This window comes from Pantoea agglomerans (genome assembly GCF_021397715.1).
Classification (GTDB): Bacteria; Pseudomonadota; Gammaproteobacteria; order Enterobacterales; family Enterobacteriaceae; genus Pantoea; species Pantoea astica.
The window spans coordinates 2,666,323-2,683,875 of sequence record NZ_CP090207.1; the positions used below are offsets into that span (position 1 = coordinate 2,666,323).

Here is a 17,553-nt window from a genome sequence, read left to right on the forward strand (position 1 = left end):
TCTGCCAAACAGAGGAGATCAGGATGAAGCTGTATATCTACGAACACTGCCCTTTCTGCGTGAAGGCGCGGATGATTTTCGGCCTGAAAAATCTGCCGGTTGAGCTGGTGGTGATGCTGAATGATGACGAAGAGACGCCAAAACGACTGATCGGCCAGAAGATGGCGCCCATTCTGCAGAAGCAGGATGGCAGCGCGATGCCGGAGAGCATGGATATCGTGCATTATGTCGATCGACTGGAGGGCGAGCCGCTGATCACCGGCGCGCTTAATCCTGCCATTGCCGACTGGCTGCGTCACATGAACAGTTACGTTAACAAACTGCTGTTGCCGCGCATCGCAGAGGCGCCGTTTGCCGAATTTGCCACGCCGGAAGCACGCGACTATTTCCGTAATAAAAAGCAGGCCAGCATCGGCGATTTTACCGAGCTAAAAAGCCATGCGGCCGGTTTGATCAAAAACGTCAGTGGCGACCTGCGCCAGCTCGACAAGTTAATTGTTCAGCCAAATGCAGTGAACGGCGAACTCTCTGAAGATGACTTTAATCTGTTCCCGCTGCTGCGCTCCCTGACGCTGGTTGCGGGCATCGACTGGCCCGCCAGAGTGGCGGAATACCGCGATAACATGGCCAAACAAACTCAGGTCAACCTGCTCTCCTCCATCGCCCAGTAACGGCTGCCGGATGAGAAACCGCTCGCGTTTCTCATCCCTTTCCTGATGACACCTGTAACGCATTCAGGCACGCTATGCCCTGTTCAATAGCTCCGTCATTCAGGATAAAAATCGATGAAAAAGGGTTTTTCCGGCCTTGCCGCTCTGTTACTGGTGCTGCTGGTTAGCGGCTGTAATCAACTGACGCAGTACACCATAAGCGAACAGGAAGTGAACCAGGCGCTGCAGAAACATAACAACTACGAGAAGGACATCGGGGTTTCCGGCCTGGTTAACGCGCACATCGTGCTCAGCAACCTCACCAGCCAGATTGGCCGGGAAGAGCCAGGCAAAGTCACGCTCGCAGGCAATGCGAAGATCAATGTCACCTCCCTGTTCGGCCCGCAACAGGCCGATATGCAGCTGAAGATGCGTGCCCAGCCGGTGTTTGATCAGCAGCAGGGCGCGATCTATCTGCGCGATATGGAGATTGTCGATGCGCAGGTGACGCCTGATAAAATGGCCTCGATCATGAAGACGCTGACGCCCTATCTCAATCAATCCCTGAAAAGCTATTTCGATCAGCAACCCGCTTACGTGCTGAGTACCGATCGCAGTAAAGGTGAGTCGCTGGCGAAAAAATTTGCCAAAGGGCTGGAAGTGAAACCGGGTGAACTGGTGATCCCGTTTACTGACTGACGATCTGCCGCGCCATCCGGCGCGGATTTTCGTCCGACGGCAAAAAGCAGGTGCAAACGGTTGCCTGAATCCTTATGCTTAGACCCCGGCCTAAACGTGCCTTTCGTTTCCACTCTGCCGGAGCCTCATTGATGACTGCACAACCTCAGCAACTTACCATCCGCCGCCCTGACGACTGGCATATTCATCTGCGTGATGATGCGATGCTTGAAACGGTCCTGCCCTATACCAGCGCGGTCAATGGTCGTGCCATCGTGATGCCCAATCTGGTGCCGCCGGTAACCAGCGTAGCGGCAGGTGAAGCCTATCGCGATCGGATACTCGCGGCGCTGCCCGCTGATCACGCCTTCACGCCGCTGATGACCTGCTACCTCACCGATTCACTTGACCCGGATGAGCTGGAGCGGGGCTTTACCGCCGGCCTGTTTACCGCCGCCAAACTCTATCCGGCTCACGCCACCACCAACTCCAGCCACGGCGTCACCGATATTGCCGCCATCGCCAGCGTGCTGGATCGGATGCAACAGCTGGGGATGCCGCTGCTGGTTCACGGTGAAGTGACCCACGCGCATATTGATATTTTCGACCGGGAAGCGCGCTTTATTGAGACGGTGATGATGCCGCTGCGCCAGCAGTTCCCGGCCCTGAAAGTAGTGATGGAGCATATCACCACGAAAGAGGCGGCCGAGTATGTCGCCGCCGCGGATGAGACACTGGGCGCGACGATTACTCCGCAGCATCTGATGTTTAACCGTAATCACATGCTGGTGGGCGGGATTCGTCCGCACCTCTATTGCCTGCCGATCCTCAAGCGCAATGTGCATCAGGAGGCGCTACGTAAGGTGGTCGCCAGCGGCCATCCGCGCTTCTTCCTCGGCACCGATACCGCGCCACATCTGCGCCATCTGAAAGAAGCGAGCTGCGGCTGCGCCGGTGTTTTCAGCGCCCCGACGTCGTTAGCCGCCTACGCCACGGTGTTCGAAGAGCTGGATGCGCTGTCGCATTTTGAAGCCTTCTGCTCTGAAAACGGCCCACGTTTTTACGGCCTGCCGCTTAACGACACCACCGTGACGCTGGTACGGGAACCGTGGCAGGTCCCGGAGAGCATTGCGCTCGGCAGTGATTCGCTGGTGCCGTTCCTTGCCGGTGAAACCCTGAACTGGCGTATCGCATAATTTCACTTGCCTCCGGACCGGCAATACTGTAAATATGTACAGTATCTTATCTGGAGGCTCCCATGCGCGTTGAAATTACCGTATCGAATACCCGACCTCTTCCTGCGGGTGCCATTGAGGCGCTGAGCGACGAGCTGTCGCGCCGTATTGACGAACAGTTCCCGGACAGCACTAATCACGTGAAAGTGCGCTATGCCAGCGCCAATAACCTTAGCGTGCTGGGCGGTGGCAAAGAGACTCGCGATCAGATCAGCGAAATCCTGCAGCAAACGTGGGAAAGCGCTGACGACTGGTTTATTACCGATTAACCGCCTCTGTGCTGTTTTTGCCGGGTGTCGCCACCCGGTTTTTTTATCTTTTCTCCCCTCTCGCACTTCCCCAATCCTGCATCTAGACTCTGAATGATCAATGCCCTATCCTTGCGCTCGTCATGCATAACAGGAGGTGCGACACCATGACTACTGATAAACCGGAAGAGGCGATGACTTTTGGTGAGCTGTTAGCACTGATTGGCGATCAGCAACGTCGTCTGACGGTGCTGGAAAATGCGTTTTCCAGTCTGATTTTCTGTCTTGACGATCGTGCCAGTCAGTTACTGGTGCACAATCTGTCGCTGGAAGCCCAAAACCAGAACCATGATGAGCAACTGCAGCAGCACTTTGCCCGTCTGGCCGAGGCGCTGCAAAAGCGCGGCGGCGGCATCGCACCCGAAACCCCGGCACTTTAACGCCGGCGGCAGGCTCTCCCCGCTTTAATGGCTTCAAAGAATCACGGATTAAAATGCCTGCTCGTCAGGCATTTTATTTTTTCATCCGCCATCTTTTAAACACAAATATTCTGTGCGAAGCTGGGTGCAGGCATTTTTTCATCAGTAATGGCCCGGTTTACTGTTATAATAGTTTCGCTATTGGAATAAAAAAGCCGCATTGAACCTCATCATGCACTTCGTTTAACGAGTAATAAGGAGGTTATAATGGACAGAAGAAAAGATGTGATTCAGACCCATCCGCTGGTGGGCTGGGATATCAGTACCGTTGACAGTTATGATGCCATGATGATCCGCCTGCACTCGTTATCGTCGCAGGATCAAAAAGAAGAAGAAGCGGATGTTGGCCCGACTTACTGGCTGACGACGGATGTCGCAAGGCAGTTCATCTCGATCCTCGAAGCGGGTATCGCTAAGATTGAATCGGCCGAGCAGATAGAACGACTGCTTAAGAAGCATTAATGTCTGCCGCATCAAAGAGGCACCCTCAGGGGTGCCTTTTTCGTTTCTGTTTCTGGTATGCTTTTGATTATCTGACTCTTTCAGGAGCGTAGTTACCATGATTTATGATCTTATCATCGTCGGCAGCGGCTCAGTCGGCGCGGCAGCAGGCTACTATGCCACCGAGGCGGGCCTGTCGGTTTTAATGATCGACAGTGCTCATCCGCCGCATAATCAGGGCACCCATCACGGTGAGAGCCGGTTGATCCGCCACGCTTATGGCGAAGGTGAACGTTATGTCCCGCTGGTGTTGCGCGCACAAACGCTGTGGGATGAACTGGAGCAGCGCGCTGGCGAACGCATCATGCACCGCAGCGGCGTGCTGAATCTGGCACCGATTCAGTCACCCTTTATTCAGAACGTCATCGATAGCGCCACCCAATGGCAGCTCAACATTGAGGTGATGCAGCCTGACGAGGTGCGTAAGCGCTGGCCACAAATTAACGTCCCTGACGGCTACCTCGGCGTCTTTGAGCCGCAGTCGGGCTACCTGAAGTGTGAGCAGGCGGTACGCAGCTGGATTCAGCTGGCGGAACAGGCGGGCTGTGCCCAGCTGTTTAACTGTCCGGTTTCGCAGATTGGCCGCGATGGCGATCTGCAGCAGGTCACCACGCTTGATGGTATCTACCGTGGCCGAAAGTTGCTGATCAGTGCCGGCACCTGGGTCGGTAAACTGGTGCCGGACCTGCCGGTTGCCCCGACCCGCAAAGTCTTTGCCTGGTATCAGGCCGATGGACGCTACAGCGAGAACAATAAGTTTCCCGGCTTTACGGTTGAAATGGCCGATGGCAGCCAGTTCTATGGGTTCCCGGCAGACAATAATGCGCTGAAAGTGGGACGTCATGACGGCGGCCAGTTGATGCAACAGCCTGAAGATCGTAAACCCTTTGGCACGGTGGCAGCCGATGGCAGCGAAGCGTTTGGCTTCCTGCGCCAGTTTTTACCCGGCGTTGGCGTCTGTCTGCATGGTGAAGCCTGCAGCTATGATTTCAGCCCGGACGAAGATTTTATTATCGATACCTTGCCAGGCGAGCCGGATCGGTTGCTGATCACCGGGTTAAGCGGCCACGGCTTTAAATTTGCCAGCGTGCTGGGTGAGCTGGCGGCGGAATTTGCCCAGCAAAAGCCCTTCTCATTCGATCTCTCCCCTTTCCGCCTCTCCCGCTTCTGACTCTCAATTCGGGTGGTATCATCTGATAACGCCCGATTGACAAAAAATGACATTAACTGAATATAGCTGACGTTCTCAGCCGGTTTATTTCGCCCGGAATGTTCATTCTTGCCTTTATTGATTGACGGCCCGGTTAAATAAAATAAGTCATTCAGTAATACTGGGCATTCAGCGCGCTTTTAAAGGATGTTTTTCATTATCCGCTGGCAAAGTTATAGAAGCGTAAGGTCGATTGCTTTTATATTTCATTATGTAGATGCTTGTTTCAGATTATTTCTACTGAATAAACAGGCTATGTTACGGAATACACCTCATCAGTTTGGTCTGATTGCCGTGCTGCTGCACTGGTCAATGGCACTGGTTATTTATGCCATGTTTGCGCTGGGATTATGGATGGTCGGCCTCGGTTACTACGATAGCTGGTATCACGATGCGCCGGAAATTCATAAAAGCATAGGGGTGATTCTGTTACTGACATTAGTGATTCGTCTGCTCTGGCGAACGCTTTCGCCACCACCTCAACCGTTAAGCAGTTATTCCCCGGTGGTGCGCATCAGTTCTGTGGTGGCGCACTGGCTGCTCTATACGCTGCTGCTGGGCATTCTGCTCAGCGGTTATTTCATTTCCACCGCCGAGGGTAAGCCGATTGCGGTATTTAACCTGTTTTCCCTGCCTGCGCTGCTGAGTGGCGCAGGTGAACAGGCCGATCTGGCGGGCGATATACATCTGTGGCTGGCCTGGACGGTGGTGATTCTGTCACTGCTGCACGGTCTGGCTGCGTTAAAACATCACTTTATCGATCGCGATAGTACCTTAAAACGGATGTCAGGTTTGCGCATCCCTTTACCCGCTGAAAAGGAAAAGTAATATGCTGAAGAAGACGCTACTGGCCATGACGGGCGCCAGCCTGCTGCTGGGCTCACTGACCGCTAACGCCGCTGATTATAAAATTGATAAAGAGGGCCAGCACGCCTTTATTCAGTTTCGCATTCAGCACTTAGGCTACAGCTGGCTCTATGGCACGTTTAAAGATTTTGACGGCCGCTTTAGCTTTGATGAAAAGAACCCTTCGGCCGATAAGGTCGAGGTGACTATCAACACCAATAGCGTGGATACCAACCATGCCGAGCGTGACAAGCATCTGCGCAGTGCAGACTTCCTCAACGTCGGGAAAAATCCTCAGGCGACCTTCAAATCTACCGCGGTGAAAAAAGAGGGTGATGAGCTGGCGATCACCGGCGATCTGACGCTTAACGGCGTGACTAAACCGGTGACGCTGGAAGCGAAGCTGTTGGGTGAAGGCAAAGATCCGTGGGGCGGCTATCGGGCAGGATTTGAAGCCGAGGGTGAAATTGCACTGAAAGATTTTAATATCACCAAAGATCTCGGACCGGCCTCGCAAAAGGTTCAGCTGATGATTTCGGTAGAAGGCGTGCGTCAGTAAGCAGCTAAGCCGCCTGAAGCCGGGCTTCAGGCGGCATCACTTATTTTTTAACCGGCGACGGAATGGTCATGTTTAACAGGCCACGCGACTTGTTAAAGATCTTATTGCCGTTTTCACGTCCGGCACGACGGGCGCGCTGCTCTTCTGGCGACAGTTTCGCCTCTTCCTGACAGAGCGGGCTACAGCAGTTCTCAAACTTCTCTGCGCAGCTTTTACACTGAATAAACAGCAGATGGCAGCCATCATTGACGCAGTTAACGTGGGTATCGCACGGCTCACCACACTGGTGACAGTTCGACAGCACATCATCGGAAATACGCTCGCCCATCCGCTCATCAAAGACAAAGTTCTTGCCTTTAAATCGCACCGGTAAACCCTGTTCACGGGCGCGGCGGGCATATTCAATGATGCCACCTTCAACATGATAGACATCTTCAAAACCGTTATGGCGCATCCAGGCGCTGGCTTTCTCGCAGCGAATCCCACCGGTGCAGTACATAACAATCTTTTTATCTTTCTTATCCTGCAGCATATCCACCGCCATCGGCAGCTGATCACGGAAGGTGTCGGCAGGGACTTCCAGGGCGTTATCGAAACGTCCCACTTCATATTCGTAGTGGTTACGCATATCGACGAAGACCGCCTCCGGATCGTCCAGCATGGCATTCACTTCGGCGGCTTTTAGGTATTGGCCCACATCGCTCGCGTCGAACGTGCCGTCGGCGATACCGTCCGCCACAATCCGATCGCGAACCTTCAGGCGCAGCACCCAGAAAGATTTACCGTCGTCATCCAGCGCAATGTTCATCCGCAGGTTATTCAGCGCCGGATCAAAGCCGTACAAATAGGCCTTCATCTTGTCATACTGGCTGGCAGGAACGCTGATCTGCGCGTTGATTCCCTCATGGGCAACATAGACGCGGCCAAACACCTTGAGTGCGGTCAGGCCCTGGTAGAGTTGATCACGGAAGGCTTTGGGATCGGCAATCTGGAAGTACTTATAAAAAGAGACAGTGGTGCGCGGCTCGGTTTCAGCCAGCATGCGCGCCTTCAGCTCTTTATTGGAAACGAGGTTATGTAACACTGGCATGGTGTTCTTTCCTGTTATCAATAATAGAAATTTAGCGCGCACATGATACCTGATTTCAACGCGATGCAAAGGGCAGCCGCAAAATAGCGTTTTTACTGGCTATTTTTTCCGCACCACCGGTGCGCTTATAATTTCCGCAGCCTCGTCATTGGCGTAAGCAATATTTATGCGGGCGGCAAAAGCTGGCACAATAGTGAAAATCAACGAGATATCAGCACCGAACGGTGCGCGACGCAGGAAAATATACGTTCATATGACCCAGTTGCCTCAATTTTCGCGAGAACTGCTGCATCCCCGCTATTGGTTAACCTGGCTGGGGGTCTTCTTACTTTATCTTTTGGTGCTACTTCCTTATCCCCTGCTCTATGTTCTCGGCTGCAATATTGGTCGTATTGGTATGCGTTTTATGAAACGACGCGTCAATATTGCGCGGCGTAACCTGGAGCTGAGTTTTCCGGATATGCCGGTCAATGAACGTGAAGCGATGGTGAAGCACAACTTTGAATCGGTGGGTATGGGCCTGATTGAAACCGGGATGGCCTGGTTCTGGCCTGACTGGCGCATCAACAAATGGCATAAGCCGTCGGGTTTAGAGCACATTAAACAGGCGCATGACAGTCAGCGCGGTGTACTGCTGATCGGCATGCACTTTCTGACGCTGGAGATTGGCGCGCGGATGTTCGGCATTCATAACCCTGGCATCGGCGTCTACCGTCCCAATGATAATAAGCTGATTGACTGGCTGCAGGTACATGGCCGGATGCGCTCCAATAAAAGTATGCTCGACCGGAAAGATCTCAAAGGGATGATTCGCGCGCTGAAGCGTGGCGATATTATCTGGTACGCGCCCGACCACGATTACGGCCCACGCAGCAGCGTATTTGTGCCGTTTTTTGGCGTCGCGAAGGCGGCAACCACGGTGGGAACGCATCTGTTGATCCGCATGGGTAAACCGGCAGTCATCCCCTTTGTGCCGCGCCGCCTGCCCGGAGGACGCGGTTACGAACTGATGATTTTGCCTGACATCAGCGACAGTTTTACGCTGGAAAGCGAAGAAAACACCGCCGCACGGATGAATAAAGTGGTCGAAGAAGGCGTTCTGCTGGCCCCTGAACAGTATATGTGGCTGCATCGCCGCTTTAAGACTCGTCCGCAGGGCGAACCCTCACGTTATTAACCTTTTTGACGCTGAACGGCGGCCGCAATGCCGTTCAGCGCCGCCTCTCTTCTGTCACAGCTAAAACAGTCTGTCGCCACCGTCCGTCATCCGCGGGGCGATGACCGGGCCAGTCATAAATCAACAGCCGTTAAAATACGCCCCGTAATCACGCAATTGAATTAACGCAATTAACCATAAAAGAGCCGGTTATCTGACCTCACGACCTGTTGCAGCCCTGATAAATTAATTTCACAGCAGCAGAGCATATTTTACTGCGGCGCTAATTTTTTTAAACGCCAGGCCTATTCCTATTTAGCCAGGCTTAATCATTTCCTGCAGCTTATTAATCCAGCAAAATTAACTTAATTTACAAGCAATTGCCTCTCATTTGCCTGGTATATTCCATTTTACAAATATTAAACCTGCTGATAGACCGTTATGGCATTTGAATAAGCGGCAGGTTATCGTTAATTTCTGTTGTGACAGTTAGAGACTTAACTGCACCCGTTAAAAATCATAAAAAAGATGACCCACAGCAAACCGCTTAGCAGGACTTATAATATGAATAAAGGCCTCTATTATTATGTGACAATCAGCACCGATCAGGATAATTATCACGCGCTTCATCGTCAGGGATGTCGACGGATGCCCGATAAAGAGGACGTGATATTTATTGGTACCCTTTATAATTTGAGTCAGGCGTTATCGATTGCACGTATTAACTTCAAAAAAGTTAAGCCCTGCATCAAATGCTGTATCCGTTATTCCGCGCCGGTGATCCATGAGTCTGTCAGACCGGTGCTGCACTTCCCGCAAAAAGTGACCTGACCCTCTTCGGCGGGAAATGCCTTATTTCCCGCCGATCACACTGCCCCGCCCTTTCCCTCCGCCGAATTTCGTCTATTCTTCACTGAAATCAAATCAACCAGTCAAGGAGAAGAGCGATGAGCATGTACAGTACCTTAGAGGAAGCGATTGATGCTGCACGTGAAGAGTTTCTCGCTAACCACCCTGAACTTGATGAAGGGGATGCCTCGGTCAGTCAGTTTGGTCTGCAGAAATATGTGATGCAGGATGGCGATATCATGTGGCAGGCTGAGTTTCTGGCCGAGGAAGGCGATGCGGGCGAATGCCTGCCGATTCGCAGCGGTGAGGCCGCACAGGCGATTTTCGATGCTGACTTTGATGAGGTTGAACTGCGTCAGGAGTGGTTAGCGGAAAACACGCTGCATGAGTGGGACGACGGCGAGTTCCAGCTGGAGCCACCGCTGGATACCGAAGAAGGTGAAGCCGCTGCGCAAGAGTGGGAAGATGATAACAGCGACTCCGATCGGGGCTATTCGTAAGGACCGTGGCTGGCGTCAACCGGCAACAGCAGGGTGTCAACCACCAGCGACAGCGGCAGGTCGAGGATAGTTAATACGCGCCAGGCACCGTCACGCACATCCCACTGTACGCCCGGATAATACTGGTTACCGTGCCCCTGACCGGGCACGGTACGGCTGATAATACTGCCGCATCCGCTCAGACAGAGCACGGCCACCATTAACAGACTCGTTTTTAAACCCCGTTTCACCACAGCTCCCCACTCTTAACAGCCATTATTGTTGTCCTGCGCTCGCGCCATTATCGTCAGATTCATCGCTGCCTGAAGAAGCGCACGACCTGCTCTGCTGAACCTGAATAACCTGCAAAAAAAAGCGGCATCGCTGCCGCTTTTTCAGTTTACGCGTTTTTGACCAGCGCGTTGGGGTTGAGGGTGAGTTTTTGATAACTCTCTACCCACTGATGATATTTCTCAGCGTTCTCCCACAGCCGGGTATGTACGCGCGCCAGCACCACCGGATCGCTAATCAGCTGTAAACGCTGTTCGCGATTCAGTTTATCGGGCGCGTCGCTCAGCGCCTGATCGACACGGCGATCGCGGGCATAGTCGAGCAACTGACTCTGTTTATGCCGTGACGTCGCCAGCGCCGTCGCCAGCGCGTTAAACGCCGGGTTGAACAGCGCGTGCATAAAGCCGTTTTCCAGCGCCCGCTCGCGGTTAAGCTGCAGGTAGCGATCGGTATCCACCAGCTCTTTCGGCGGCTCATACTCTTCCGGGATCAGGAACAGACGGGCTTTCTTGCTCTTGATACCGATGGTTGCCCGGCTCGACATCACCGACACAAACGGCGACAGAATCAGCGAGAACACAATCGGTGACAACCACCACAGGAAGTTGAGATCCAACAGGCCCATGCCGATTGCCCACACCAGACCCAGCGCCATCTGCGAACCGTGACGTTTAAACGCCTCGCTCCACGGGGTCGCGTCATCGTCACGCTGCGGTGAATTCCAGACCACTTCCCAGCCGAGGAAGGCGCTGACCACGAACACGGTGTGGAACAGCATACGCACCGGCGCCAGCAGCACCGAGAACAGCATTTCCAGCATCAGCGAGATGAACAGGCGTATTGCACCGCCGTAAGATTTCGCGCCCTTGCACCAGATCAATACCACGCTCAGCAGCTTCGGCAGGAACAGCAGTATCAGCGTGGTGGAGAACAGCGCTATCGCCAGTTCAGGACGCCACTGTGGCCACACCGGGAATAGCTGGCGCGGTTGCAGGAAGTAGGTCGGCTCCATCAGCGTATGCACCACCTGCAAGGCAGTAGAGAGCGCCAGGAACATAAACCACAACGGAGCGGACAGATAGGACATTACGCCGGTCAGGAAGACTGCACGGTGAACCGGGTGCATGCCTTTAACCAGGAACAGGCGGAAGTTCATCAGGTTACCGTGACACCAGCGGCGGTCACGCTTCAGCTCATCCAGCAGGTTCGGCGGCAACTCTTCATACGAGCCTGGCAGATCGTAGGCGATCCAGACGCCCCAGCCAGCACGACGCATCAGCGCAGCTTCAACAAAGTCGTGTGACAGAATTGATCCGGCAAACGAGCCTTCACCCGGTAACGGCGCCAGCGCACAGTGCTCAATAAAGGGTTTCACCCGGATAATCGCGTTGTGCCCCCAGTAGTGGGATTCCCCCAACTGCCAGAAGTGTAAGCCGGCGGTAAACAGTGGACCGTAAACGCGGGTCGCAAACTGCTGACAACGCGCGTACAGCGTATCCATACCGGACGCTTTTGGCGATGACTGGATAATACCGGCGTTCGGGTTAGCTTCCATCATGCGTACCAGACCGGTCAGACACTCACCGCTCATGACGCTGTCGGCGTCCAGCACCACCATGTAGCTGTAGTTGCTGCCCCAGCGGCGGCAGAAGTCATCAATGTTGCCGCTTTTACGCTTCACACGACGACGACGACGGCGATAGAAAATCTTGCCCGCACCGCCGACGTCACGCACCAGCTCCATCCAGGCTTTCTGTTCGGCGATGGCGATATCGGCGTCGTAGCTGTCGCTAAGAATATAGACGTCGAAATGCTCAGCGTTACCGGTCCGCACCACTGATTCCCAGGTGGCACGCAGGCCCGCATAAACGCGTTCAACATCTTCGTTACAGATCGGCATGATCAGCGCGGTACGATGCTCGGGATTGAGCGGTTCATCCCCCACGGTCGAATAGGAGATGCTGTACTTATCGCGACCAATCAATAGCTGCAGGAAGCCCATCAGTGCGGTCCAGAAACCGGCGGAGACCCAACAGAACAGGATAGCGAACAGGAACAGGATGCCGGTCTGCAACACATACGGCAGAATCTGCATCACCGACTGCTGCCAGTTCTGATTGATCATCTCCATCGGGTCCAGCAGCGTCCAGCCCTGGTACGGCAGAATGGTCTTCATATACCAGGTGGCGACCACGGTCTGCATGATGGTGAGAATCAGCAGAATATAGCGGCGAATCGATCCGACATGACGCCATTTCTCTTCGGCACGCTGCTCTTCTGCGTTAGCGTAACGCGGCACCGATTTATGCCCACGCAGCGAGTCCCAGGCGCGCGCGACCGGGTTGGTCCGCCAGGCTTCCGGGAACATCAGTGAACGTCTGACCTTTGGCATCGCCTTCAGCGTGGTGCGATCCAGGTCATCTTTACCCAGTTGCTGACCGTTGGCGAGCGAATCAGGCCAGGCCATTTCGACCCGCGAAGAGACCGATTTTAACGGTGCATCATCGGGACGATCGCTGGCGGCCACATCCTTGCCCAGCGCATCATGAATGAAATGAAACGCCCAGGCATTCTGCAACGAGGCGCTGAGACGGGCCTTCCCCGCCGCATCCAGCGGCAGGGATTCCACGTAACGTTGAGGTGTAAAAGTCGATTTATTCATTGGCAGGTAACTGATAGCTCCAGGTTTCCGTCAATGTCTTGTCGCCGCTAACCAGCGCCGCACGCATTTCGGTGGGCTGCTTGTTGTCTTTCACACGCAGACGCAACACCAGACGCCAGCCTTTATTGACCGGGTTATAACGTACGCTCTGCTCCACCACATCCGCGTTTTTACCTACGCTGACCTGCGGTGCCACCTGACTGTTCTCCGCCATCTTGCTCATGTCTTTACCCACGAAGTCGATGGTGAAAGCCACGGTGCCATCTGGCTGACGCACCAGATTTGACTGCTTCACGTCACCCGCAGAACGCAGGGTATTCTTCACCCAGGCGGTATCGTCGGAGTGCAGCTGATTTTCATCACGTGAGAAGTGCAGGCGATATTTGAAGTTCATCTCTTTGCCCGGCTCCGGCAGCGTCTCCGGTGTCCAGAAGGCAACGATGTTGTCGTTGGTTTCATCAGCCGTTGGGATCTCGACCAGCTCGACGCGGCCTTTACCCCAGTCGCCTAATGGCTCAACCCAGCCGCTTGGGCGCAGGTCGTAGCGGTCATCAAGATCCTGATAGTTGCTGAAGTCACGCCCACGCTGCAGCAGACCAAAGCCCTTCGGACTCTCAATGGTGTAAGTGCTCACAGCCAGATGACGCGGGTTATTCAGCGGACGCCAGATCCATTCACCATTACCGCTGTGAATAGAAAGACCGTCTGAATCATGCAACGCCGGACGGAAGTTGTTCACGGTGGACGGCTGATTCTGGCCGAACAGGAACATACTGGTCAGCGGAGCGATCCCCAGTTTGCCAACGTTGTCGCGCAGATAGACTTTCGACTGCACATCAACGGTCGATGCCTGGCCCGGACGCAGCACAAAGCGATAGGCACCCGCTGCGCGTGGCGAATCGAGCAGTGCATAGATCACCAGCTGTTTATCCTGCGGTTTCGGACGTTCAATCCAGAACTCTTTGAAACGCGGGAACTCTTCACCGGACGGCAGCGCAGTATCAATCGCCAAGCCGCGGGCAGACAGGCCATAAACCTGACCGGCACCGATCACCCGGAAATAGCTGGCCCCGAGGAAGCTGGCGATCTCATCATCTTTACCCTTGCTGTTTAACGGGTAGAGCACTTTGAAACCGGCGAATCCGAGGTTTTTCACCGAGTCGGCGTCATGTTTTACATTGCCGAAATTAAAATAATCGGGGCTGTATTTGATTTCGCGCACCGCGTTAGCGGTCACTTCGTTAATCTGAACAGGGGTATCGAAATACATACCCTGGTGGTAAAATTCCAGCTTGAACGGCGTGCGCAGCTTGCCCCAATACGCTTTATCGTGGTTAAACTGGATCTGCTGGTAATCAGCAAATTTCATTTCACGAAATTGAGAGGGTAAATTGCTTTTTGGCGCTTCGAAGCTTTTCCCTGCCAACGCTTTGGCTTGTCTGGCAACATCATCGATGTTAAACGCCCAACTGTTATTGGCGTATAACGCCAGCAGAACTGCAGTACCAATCCAGCGTACCTTCATCAGTCCGGCTTTATTTTTTTCTTTAGTCAGCACATCCCCCCCTTTCGTGTGCTTAAATCAAACCCGCTTATCTTAAAGGATTATTCGGTTTTCCGACAGCTTATGCGCAACATTGTTCCCGCATTTCGTCAGGCAAAGACCCGCTTTTAGGACAATTAAACACTACGGATTCCACTGATAGTATACCTTGTTTATCGCAGGTAGAATTTCGCCCGAGCATAATCCGGTTTCAGGGCGAAACCGGTCAAACGTACTAACGAACTGGAACTTTATGAGTACAGCAAAACCTGAACGTGAATACTTCCTCGACTCTATCCGGGCGTATCTGATGTTACTGGGGGTACCGTTTCACGTTTCCCTCATTTACTCCACGCAGAAATGGGCGGTTAACAGCAATGACGCCTCTCTGTGGCTGACGTTGCTGAATGATTTCATTCACTCGTTTCGTATGCAGGTGTTTTTCGTCATTTCGGGTTATTTCTCCTACATGCTTTACCTGCGCTATCAGCCGAAACGCTTTCTTAAAGTGCGGCTGGAGCGTGTCGGCATCCCGCTTCTGACCGCCATTCCGCTGATTACCCTGCCGCAGTTTTTTATGCTGAAAAACTGGACTGCCAAGCTGGCCGACTGGCCGCGCTTCACGCCCTATCAGAAATTCAATAACCTGATGTGGGAGCTCATCTCGCACCTGTGGTTTCTGGTGGTGCTGGTGATGTTGACCACGCTCGGCATGGTGACCTTCCGCTGGTTGCGCGATCAACACCGCACCCTGGATTACAGCCGGGTCGGCTGGGGTTCGCTGGCTGCGGGCGTAGTGGGCTGGGCGCTGCTGTGGTGTGCCTTCCGTCGCCTGATCTTTCTGTTCCAGCCAGCCTGGCTGATGGATGGCCTGTTCAGCATCATCGTGATGCAGACGCTCTTCTATCTGCCGTTCTTTATGCTGGGGGCGCTGGCATGGAAGCATCAGCCGCTGAAACAGCTGTTTGTCCGTTTCAATCCGCTGATGTGGGCCGGCGCGGTAGTGATGTTTATTGCCTACTGCGCTAATCAGCGGCTGAGCAGTGGTGAAGGCTGGCTGTATGAACTGGATGCGCTGATCTCGACGCTGATGGGATTATGCATGCTGAACGTCTGCTTCTGCTTTGGTCATAAGCTGCTGAACTCGCACTCCCCGCGCATCATGTATCTGGTGAATGCGTCACTGTTTATCTATCTGGTGCACCATCCGCTGACGCTGCTGTACGGCATCTACGTCACGCCGCGCATCGAAAACAACACGCTGGGCTTTTTCCTTGGCCTGTTAATGGTGTTCGGGATTGCGTTCCTGCTGTATGAGATTCACCTGCGGATTCCGCTGCTGCGCTTCCTGTTCTCCGGTAAATTTGAACGCAAATAAACCGGGATCAGGCAACTAATGGGTGCCGGCCTTTAATGGTGTTAGCCAGAGACGGTTCACAAACTTAACGCAAAGGGAGCCTGCGCCAGTAGCAAAGCAAAACCCGCCAGCGATGGCGGGTTTTGTGTCTTTGCGGAGGGCGTGCGCGGCGTCCAGATTACAGCAGCCACTCAATAGGCAAGCGCCACACCAGCCGCACCTGCAGCCGCTGCCACCATGAGCAGCCCGGTTCATGCTTATGCACTATCTGTTGCGCCTCGCCGGGATACTCCAGCCAGTTCACCCGTCCCCACTTATCCAGCCGCAGCGTCCAGGCGCGATCGCGCATCGACTGACTGAAGCGCTCATGGGTCACCTGTGCCAGCGTTTCACTCTCAATCACCAGCCCCATTTCGGTATTGAGCACCGCCGAGCGGGGATCGAAGTTGAACGAACCGATAAACAGCGTCTGCTGATCGACGGAAAAAGTTTTGGCGTGAAGGCTGGAGCCGGAGTTACCGGTTAAGCCGCGATCGTGTGGGGCATCCTGCAGCGCCGCCTGAGGTTTAAGCTCATAGAGGGCGATACCGTGCCGCAACAGCTTTTTGCGCCATTTGGCATAGCCGGCATGCACAATCGAGACATCATTAGCCGCCAGCGAGTTGGTCAGAATGGCGATTTTCACCCCTTTGCGCTTCAGCGACAGCAGTTGCGCCACGCCAGCGCGGGTTGGCACAAAATAGGCGGAGATAATGTCGAACTGCCGTTGCGGTGTCCCAATCACCTCCAGCATCCGCTGCGGCAGCAGGGTTTTCGGACGCGCCTTACCCAGCCCTTTACGCGGATCGTCACTCAGCAGGCGGGTTCTGGCCCAGGTCAGCGCTAAGCTGTCCTGCGCCAGATCCTGCAACAGTGAGGCGTTTTCCAGCCGCTGCAGATAGCGCTGCACCGCCTCGCTGTGCCGCCACTCGGCAGGCAAACTGACGTTATCTTCCGCCTGCTCATCATCGTCCAGTACCTGCTGTAGCGGCGAGACCGGCCGGCTATTCCAGTAACGTTCAAAATCCTGCGCCACCTCCTCAACCACCGGGCCAATCGCCATCACGTCGAGATCGGCAAACAGCGGCTCATTGCCGGTGCCGAAGTATTCATCGCCAACATTGCGTCCGCCGACGATGGTGGTCACCCCGTCGACGGTGAAACTTTTATTGTGCATGCGGCGGTTGAGGCGGGCAAAGTCGGTGAGATAGCCCAGCGCCCGTAAGGTGCGAAATGAAAAGGGATTAAACAGCCGCACCGCAATATTGGGGTGACGGTTGAGCTGGGCCAGCGTTTCATCCAGGCCCGGCGTATTATTGTCGTCCAGCAGCAACCGGACTTTAACACCGCGCTGTGCCGCTTCCAGCATCGCGCTGAACAGCAACCGGCCAGAGAGATCGTTTTGCCAGATGTAGTACTGAATATCGAGTGAACGCTCCGCTTTTTGCATCAGCAGATAGCGCGCCGCAAAGGCATCCAGCCCATCGCTGAGCGGATAAATCCCGCTCAGTCCGGGATGACGCTGGCACTGCGGCTCCAGTTGCGCCTCCAGCCAGCTGGGCTGTTCGGATTGCTGAGGCAGCTCAAACGCTTCGGTCATGACCATTCCCTGTAAAATGCAGTTATTTTTATTATTCCCCGGCCCGCACGCTGACGCTATACGATCCTTCTGACTTCGTAA

Annotated in this window: 18 protein-coding genes; 13 read left to right on the forward strand and 5 right to left on the reverse strand. The window is 54.2% G+C overall.

Annotation, left to right across the window (positions count from 1 at the left end):
• The first annotated feature begins 23 nt into the window (after positions 1 to 23).
• The 9 genes from grxB (at position 24) to LZU96_RS12675 (ending at position 6,406) form a co-directional block, all read left to right on the forward strand.
• A complete protein-coding gene (gene grxB, locus LZU96_RS12635; RefSeq protein WP_233984647.1) occupies positions 24 to 671 on the forward strand; it encodes a glutaredoxin 2 in 648 nt (215 codons plus the stop codon).
• A 114-nt stretch (positions 672 to 785) separates the two neighbouring features.
• Entirely contained in the window at positions 786 to 1,349 is a 564-nt protein-coding gene (locus tag LZU96_RS12640) for a lipoprotein (protein WP_233984648.1), read from the forward strand.
• Positions 1,350 to 1,480: 131 nt separating this feature from the next.
• Positions 1,481 to 2,524 (forward strand): dihydroorotase, encoded by a 1,044-nt coding sequence (gene pyrC, locus LZU96_RS12645; protein ID WP_233984649.1) that lies wholly within the window; start codon positions 1,481 to 1,483, stop codon positions 2,522 to 2,524.
• Between the two features lie 62 nt (positions 2,525 to 2,586).
• A complete protein-coding gene (gene dinI / locus LZU96_RS12650) occupies positions 2,587 to 2,832 on the forward strand; it encodes a DNA damage-inducible protein I (protein WP_003849907.1) in 246 nt (81 codons plus the stop codon).
• A gap of 146 nt (positions 2,833 to 2,978) precedes the next feature.
• Positions 2,979 to 3,251, forward strand: a complete 273-nt coding sequence (locus tag LZU96_RS12655; RefSeq protein ID WP_031376546.1) for a hypothetical protein — start codon at positions 2,979 to 2,981, stop codon at positions 3,249 to 3,251.
• 246 nt (positions 3,252 to 3,497) lie between these two features.
• Positions 3,498 to 3,752 (forward strand): biofilm formation regulator BssS, encoded by a 255-nt coding sequence (bssS, locus tag LZU96_RS12660; protein WP_010246399.1) that lies wholly within the window; start codon positions 3,498 to 3,500, stop codon positions 3,750 to 3,752.
• Between the two features lie 97 nt (positions 3,753 to 3,849).
• Positions 3,850 to 4,962 (forward strand): N-methyl-L-tryptophan oxidase, encoded by a 1,113-nt coding sequence (gene solA, locus LZU96_RS12665; RefSeq protein WP_233984650.1) that lies wholly within the window; start codon positions 3,850 to 3,852, stop codon positions 4,960 to 4,962.
• A 294-nt stretch (positions 4,963 to 5,256) separates the two neighbouring features.
• On the forward strand, positions 5,257 to 5,829 hold the full coding sequence (locus LZU96_RS12670; protein WP_233984651.1) for a cytochrome b: 573 nt from the start codon (positions 5,257 to 5,259) through the stop codon (positions 5,827 to 5,829).
• Between the two features lie 4 nt (positions 5,830 to 5,833).
• The gene (locus LZU96_RS12675) at positions 5,834 to 6,406 is read left to right on the forward strand and encodes a YceI family protein (RefSeq protein WP_233988198.1); all 573 of its coding nucleotides are present in this window, start codon (positions 5,834 to 5,836) and stop codon (positions 6,404 to 6,406) included.
• 40 nt (positions 6,407 to 6,446) lie between these two features.
• On the opposite strand, the gene LZU96_RS12680 is transcribed toward LZU96_RS12675, so the two are convergent.
• Positions 6,447 to 7,496 carry a rhodanese-related sulfurtransferase gene (locus LZU96_RS12680; RefSeq protein WP_233984652.1) on the reverse strand — a complete coding sequence of 350 codons (1,050 nt, stop codon included), beginning with the start codon at positions 7,494 to 7,496 and terminating at the stop codon, positions 6,447 to 6,449.
• Between the two features lie 253 nt (positions 7,497 to 7,749).
• Here LZU96_RS12680 and LZU96_RS12685 point away from each other — a divergent pair, with 253 nt between their 5' ends.
• From LZU96_RS12685 to LZU96_RS12695, 3 genes are all read left to right on the forward strand, one after another.
• Complete coding sequence (locus LZU96_RS12685; protein ID WP_233984653.1) at positions 7,750 to 8,673, forward strand: Kdo(2)-lipid IV(A) acyltransferase; 924 nt, start codon at positions 7,750 to 7,752, stop codon at positions 8,671 to 8,673.
• A gap of 543 nt (positions 8,674 to 9,216) precedes the next feature.
• Positions 9,217 to 9,483, forward strand: coding sequence for a hypothetical protein (locus LZU96_RS12690; protein WP_233984654.1), 267 nt, complete (start codon positions 9,217 to 9,219; stop codon positions 9,481 to 9,483).
• 116 nt (positions 9,484 to 9,599) lie between these two features.
• The gene (locus LZU96_RS12695; RefSeq protein WP_094121342.1) at positions 9,600 to 10,001 is read left to right on the forward strand and encodes a MysB family protein; all 402 of its coding nucleotides are present in this window, start codon (positions 9,600 to 9,602) and stop codon (positions 9,999 to 10,001) included.
• Here LZU96_RS12695 and LZU96_RS12700 read toward each other — a convergent pair.
• The 3 genes from LZU96_RS12700 to LZU96_RS12710 all read right to left on the reverse strand — a co-directional run bounded on the left by LZU96_RS12700 (position 9,992) and on the right by LZU96_RS12710 (position 14,461).
• Positions 9,992 to 10,201 carry a YceK/YidQ family lipoprotein gene (locus LZU96_RS12700; protein WP_233984655.1) on the reverse strand — a complete coding sequence of 70 codons (210 nt, stop codon included), beginning with the start codon at positions 10,199 to 10,201 and terminating at the stop codon, positions 9,992 to 9,994. The genes LZU96_RS12695 and LZU96_RS12700 overlap by 10 nt on opposite strands.
• Positions 10,202 to 10,380: 179 nt before the next feature.
• Complete coding sequence (gene mdoH, locus LZU96_RS12705) at positions 10,381 to 12,933, reverse strand: glucans biosynthesis glucosyltransferase MdoH (protein WP_233984656.1); 2,553 nt, start codon at positions 12,931 to 12,933, stop codon at positions 10,381 to 10,383.
• Positions 12,926 to 14,461 carry a glucan biosynthesis protein G gene (locus LZU96_RS12710; protein ID WP_233988199.1) on the reverse strand — a complete coding sequence of 512 codons (1,536 nt, stop codon included), beginning with the start codon at positions 14,459 to 14,461 and terminating at the stop codon, positions 12,926 to 12,928. The genes mdoH and LZU96_RS12710 overlap by 8 nt, the downstream gene beginning before the upstream one ends.
• Before the next feature lie 268 nt (positions 14,462 to 14,729).
• On the opposite strand from LZU96_RS12710, the gene mdoC reads away from it, so the two are divergent.
• The gene (mdoC, locus tag LZU96_RS12715) at positions 14,730 to 15,854 is read left to right on the forward strand and encodes a glucans biosynthesis protein MdoC (RefSeq protein ID WP_233984657.1); all 1,125 of its coding nucleotides are present in this window, start codon (positions 14,730 to 14,732) and stop codon (positions 15,852 to 15,854) included.
• A gap of 157 nt (positions 15,855 to 16,011) precedes the next feature.
• Here mdoC and LZU96_RS12720 read toward each other — a convergent pair whose 3' ends face one another.
• Entirely contained in the window at positions 16,012 to 17,472 is a 1,461-nt protein-coding gene (locus tag LZU96_RS12720; protein WP_233984658.1) for a phospholipase D family protein, read from the reverse strand.
• Between the last annotated feature and the right edge of the window lie 81 nt (positions 17,473 to 17,553).

Bases quoted from the DNA above. Each gene is read 5' to 3' on its own strand.
- grxB (WP_233984647.1), top strand. From the start codon at position 24: ATGAAGCTGTATATCTACGAACACTGCCCTTTCTGCGTGAAGGCGCGG.
- LZU96_RS12640 (WP_233984648.1), top strand. From the start codon at position 786: ATGAAAAAGGGTTTTTCCGGCCTTGCCGCTCTGTTACTGGTGCTGCTG.
- pyrC (WP_233984649.1), top strand. From the start codon at position 1,481: ATGACTGCACAACCTCAGCAACTTACCATCCGCCGCCCTGACGACTGG.
- dinI (WP_003849907.1), top strand. From the start codon at position 2,587: ATGCGCGTTGAAATTACCGTATCGAATACCCGACCTCTTCCTGCGGGT.
- LZU96_RS12655 (WP_031376546.1), top strand. From the start codon at position 2,979: ATGACTACTGATAAACCGGAAGAGGCGATGACTTTTGGTGAGCTGTTA.
- bssS (WP_010246399.1), top strand. From the start codon at position 3,498: ATGGACAGAAGAAAAGATGTGATTCAGACCCATCCGCTGGTGGGCTGG.
- solA (WP_233984650.1), top strand. From the start codon at position 3,850: ATGATTTATGATCTTATCATCGTCGGCAGCGGCTCAGTCGGCGCGGCA.
- LZU96_RS12670 (WP_233984651.1), top strand. From the start codon at position 5,257: ATGTTACGGAATACACCTCATCAGTTTGGTCTGATTGCCGTGCTGCTG.
- LZU96_RS12680 (WP_233984652.1), bottom strand. From the start codon at position 7,496: ATGCCAGTGTTACATAACCTCGTTTCCAATAAAGAGCTGAAGGCGCGC.
- LZU96_RS12685 (WP_233984653.1), top strand. From the start codon at position 7,750: ATGACCCAGTTGCCTCAATTTTCGCGAGAACTGCTGCATCCCCGCTAT.
- LZU96_RS12690 (WP_233984654.1), top strand. From the start codon at position 9,217: ATGAATAAAGGCCTCTATTATTATGTGACAATCAGCACCGATCAGGAT.
- LZU96_RS12695 (WP_094121342.1), top strand. From the start codon at position 9,600: ATGAGCATGTACAGTACCTTAGAGGAAGCGATTGATGCTGCACGTGAA.
- LZU96_RS12700 (WP_233984655.1), bottom strand. From the start codon at position 10,201: ATGGTGGCCGTGCTCTGTCTGAGCGGATGCGGCAGTATTATCAGCCGT.
- mdoH (WP_233984656.1), bottom strand. From the start codon at position 12,933: ATGAATAAATCGACTTTTACACCTCAACGTTACGTGGAATCCCTGCCG.
- mdoC (WP_233984657.1), top strand. From the start codon at position 14,730: ATGAGTACAGCAAAACCTGAACGTGAATACTTCCTCGACTCTATCCGG.
- LZU96_RS12720 (WP_233984658.1), bottom strand. From the start codon at position 17,472: ATGACCGAAGCGTTTGAGCTGCCTCAGCAATCCGAACAGCCCAGCTGG.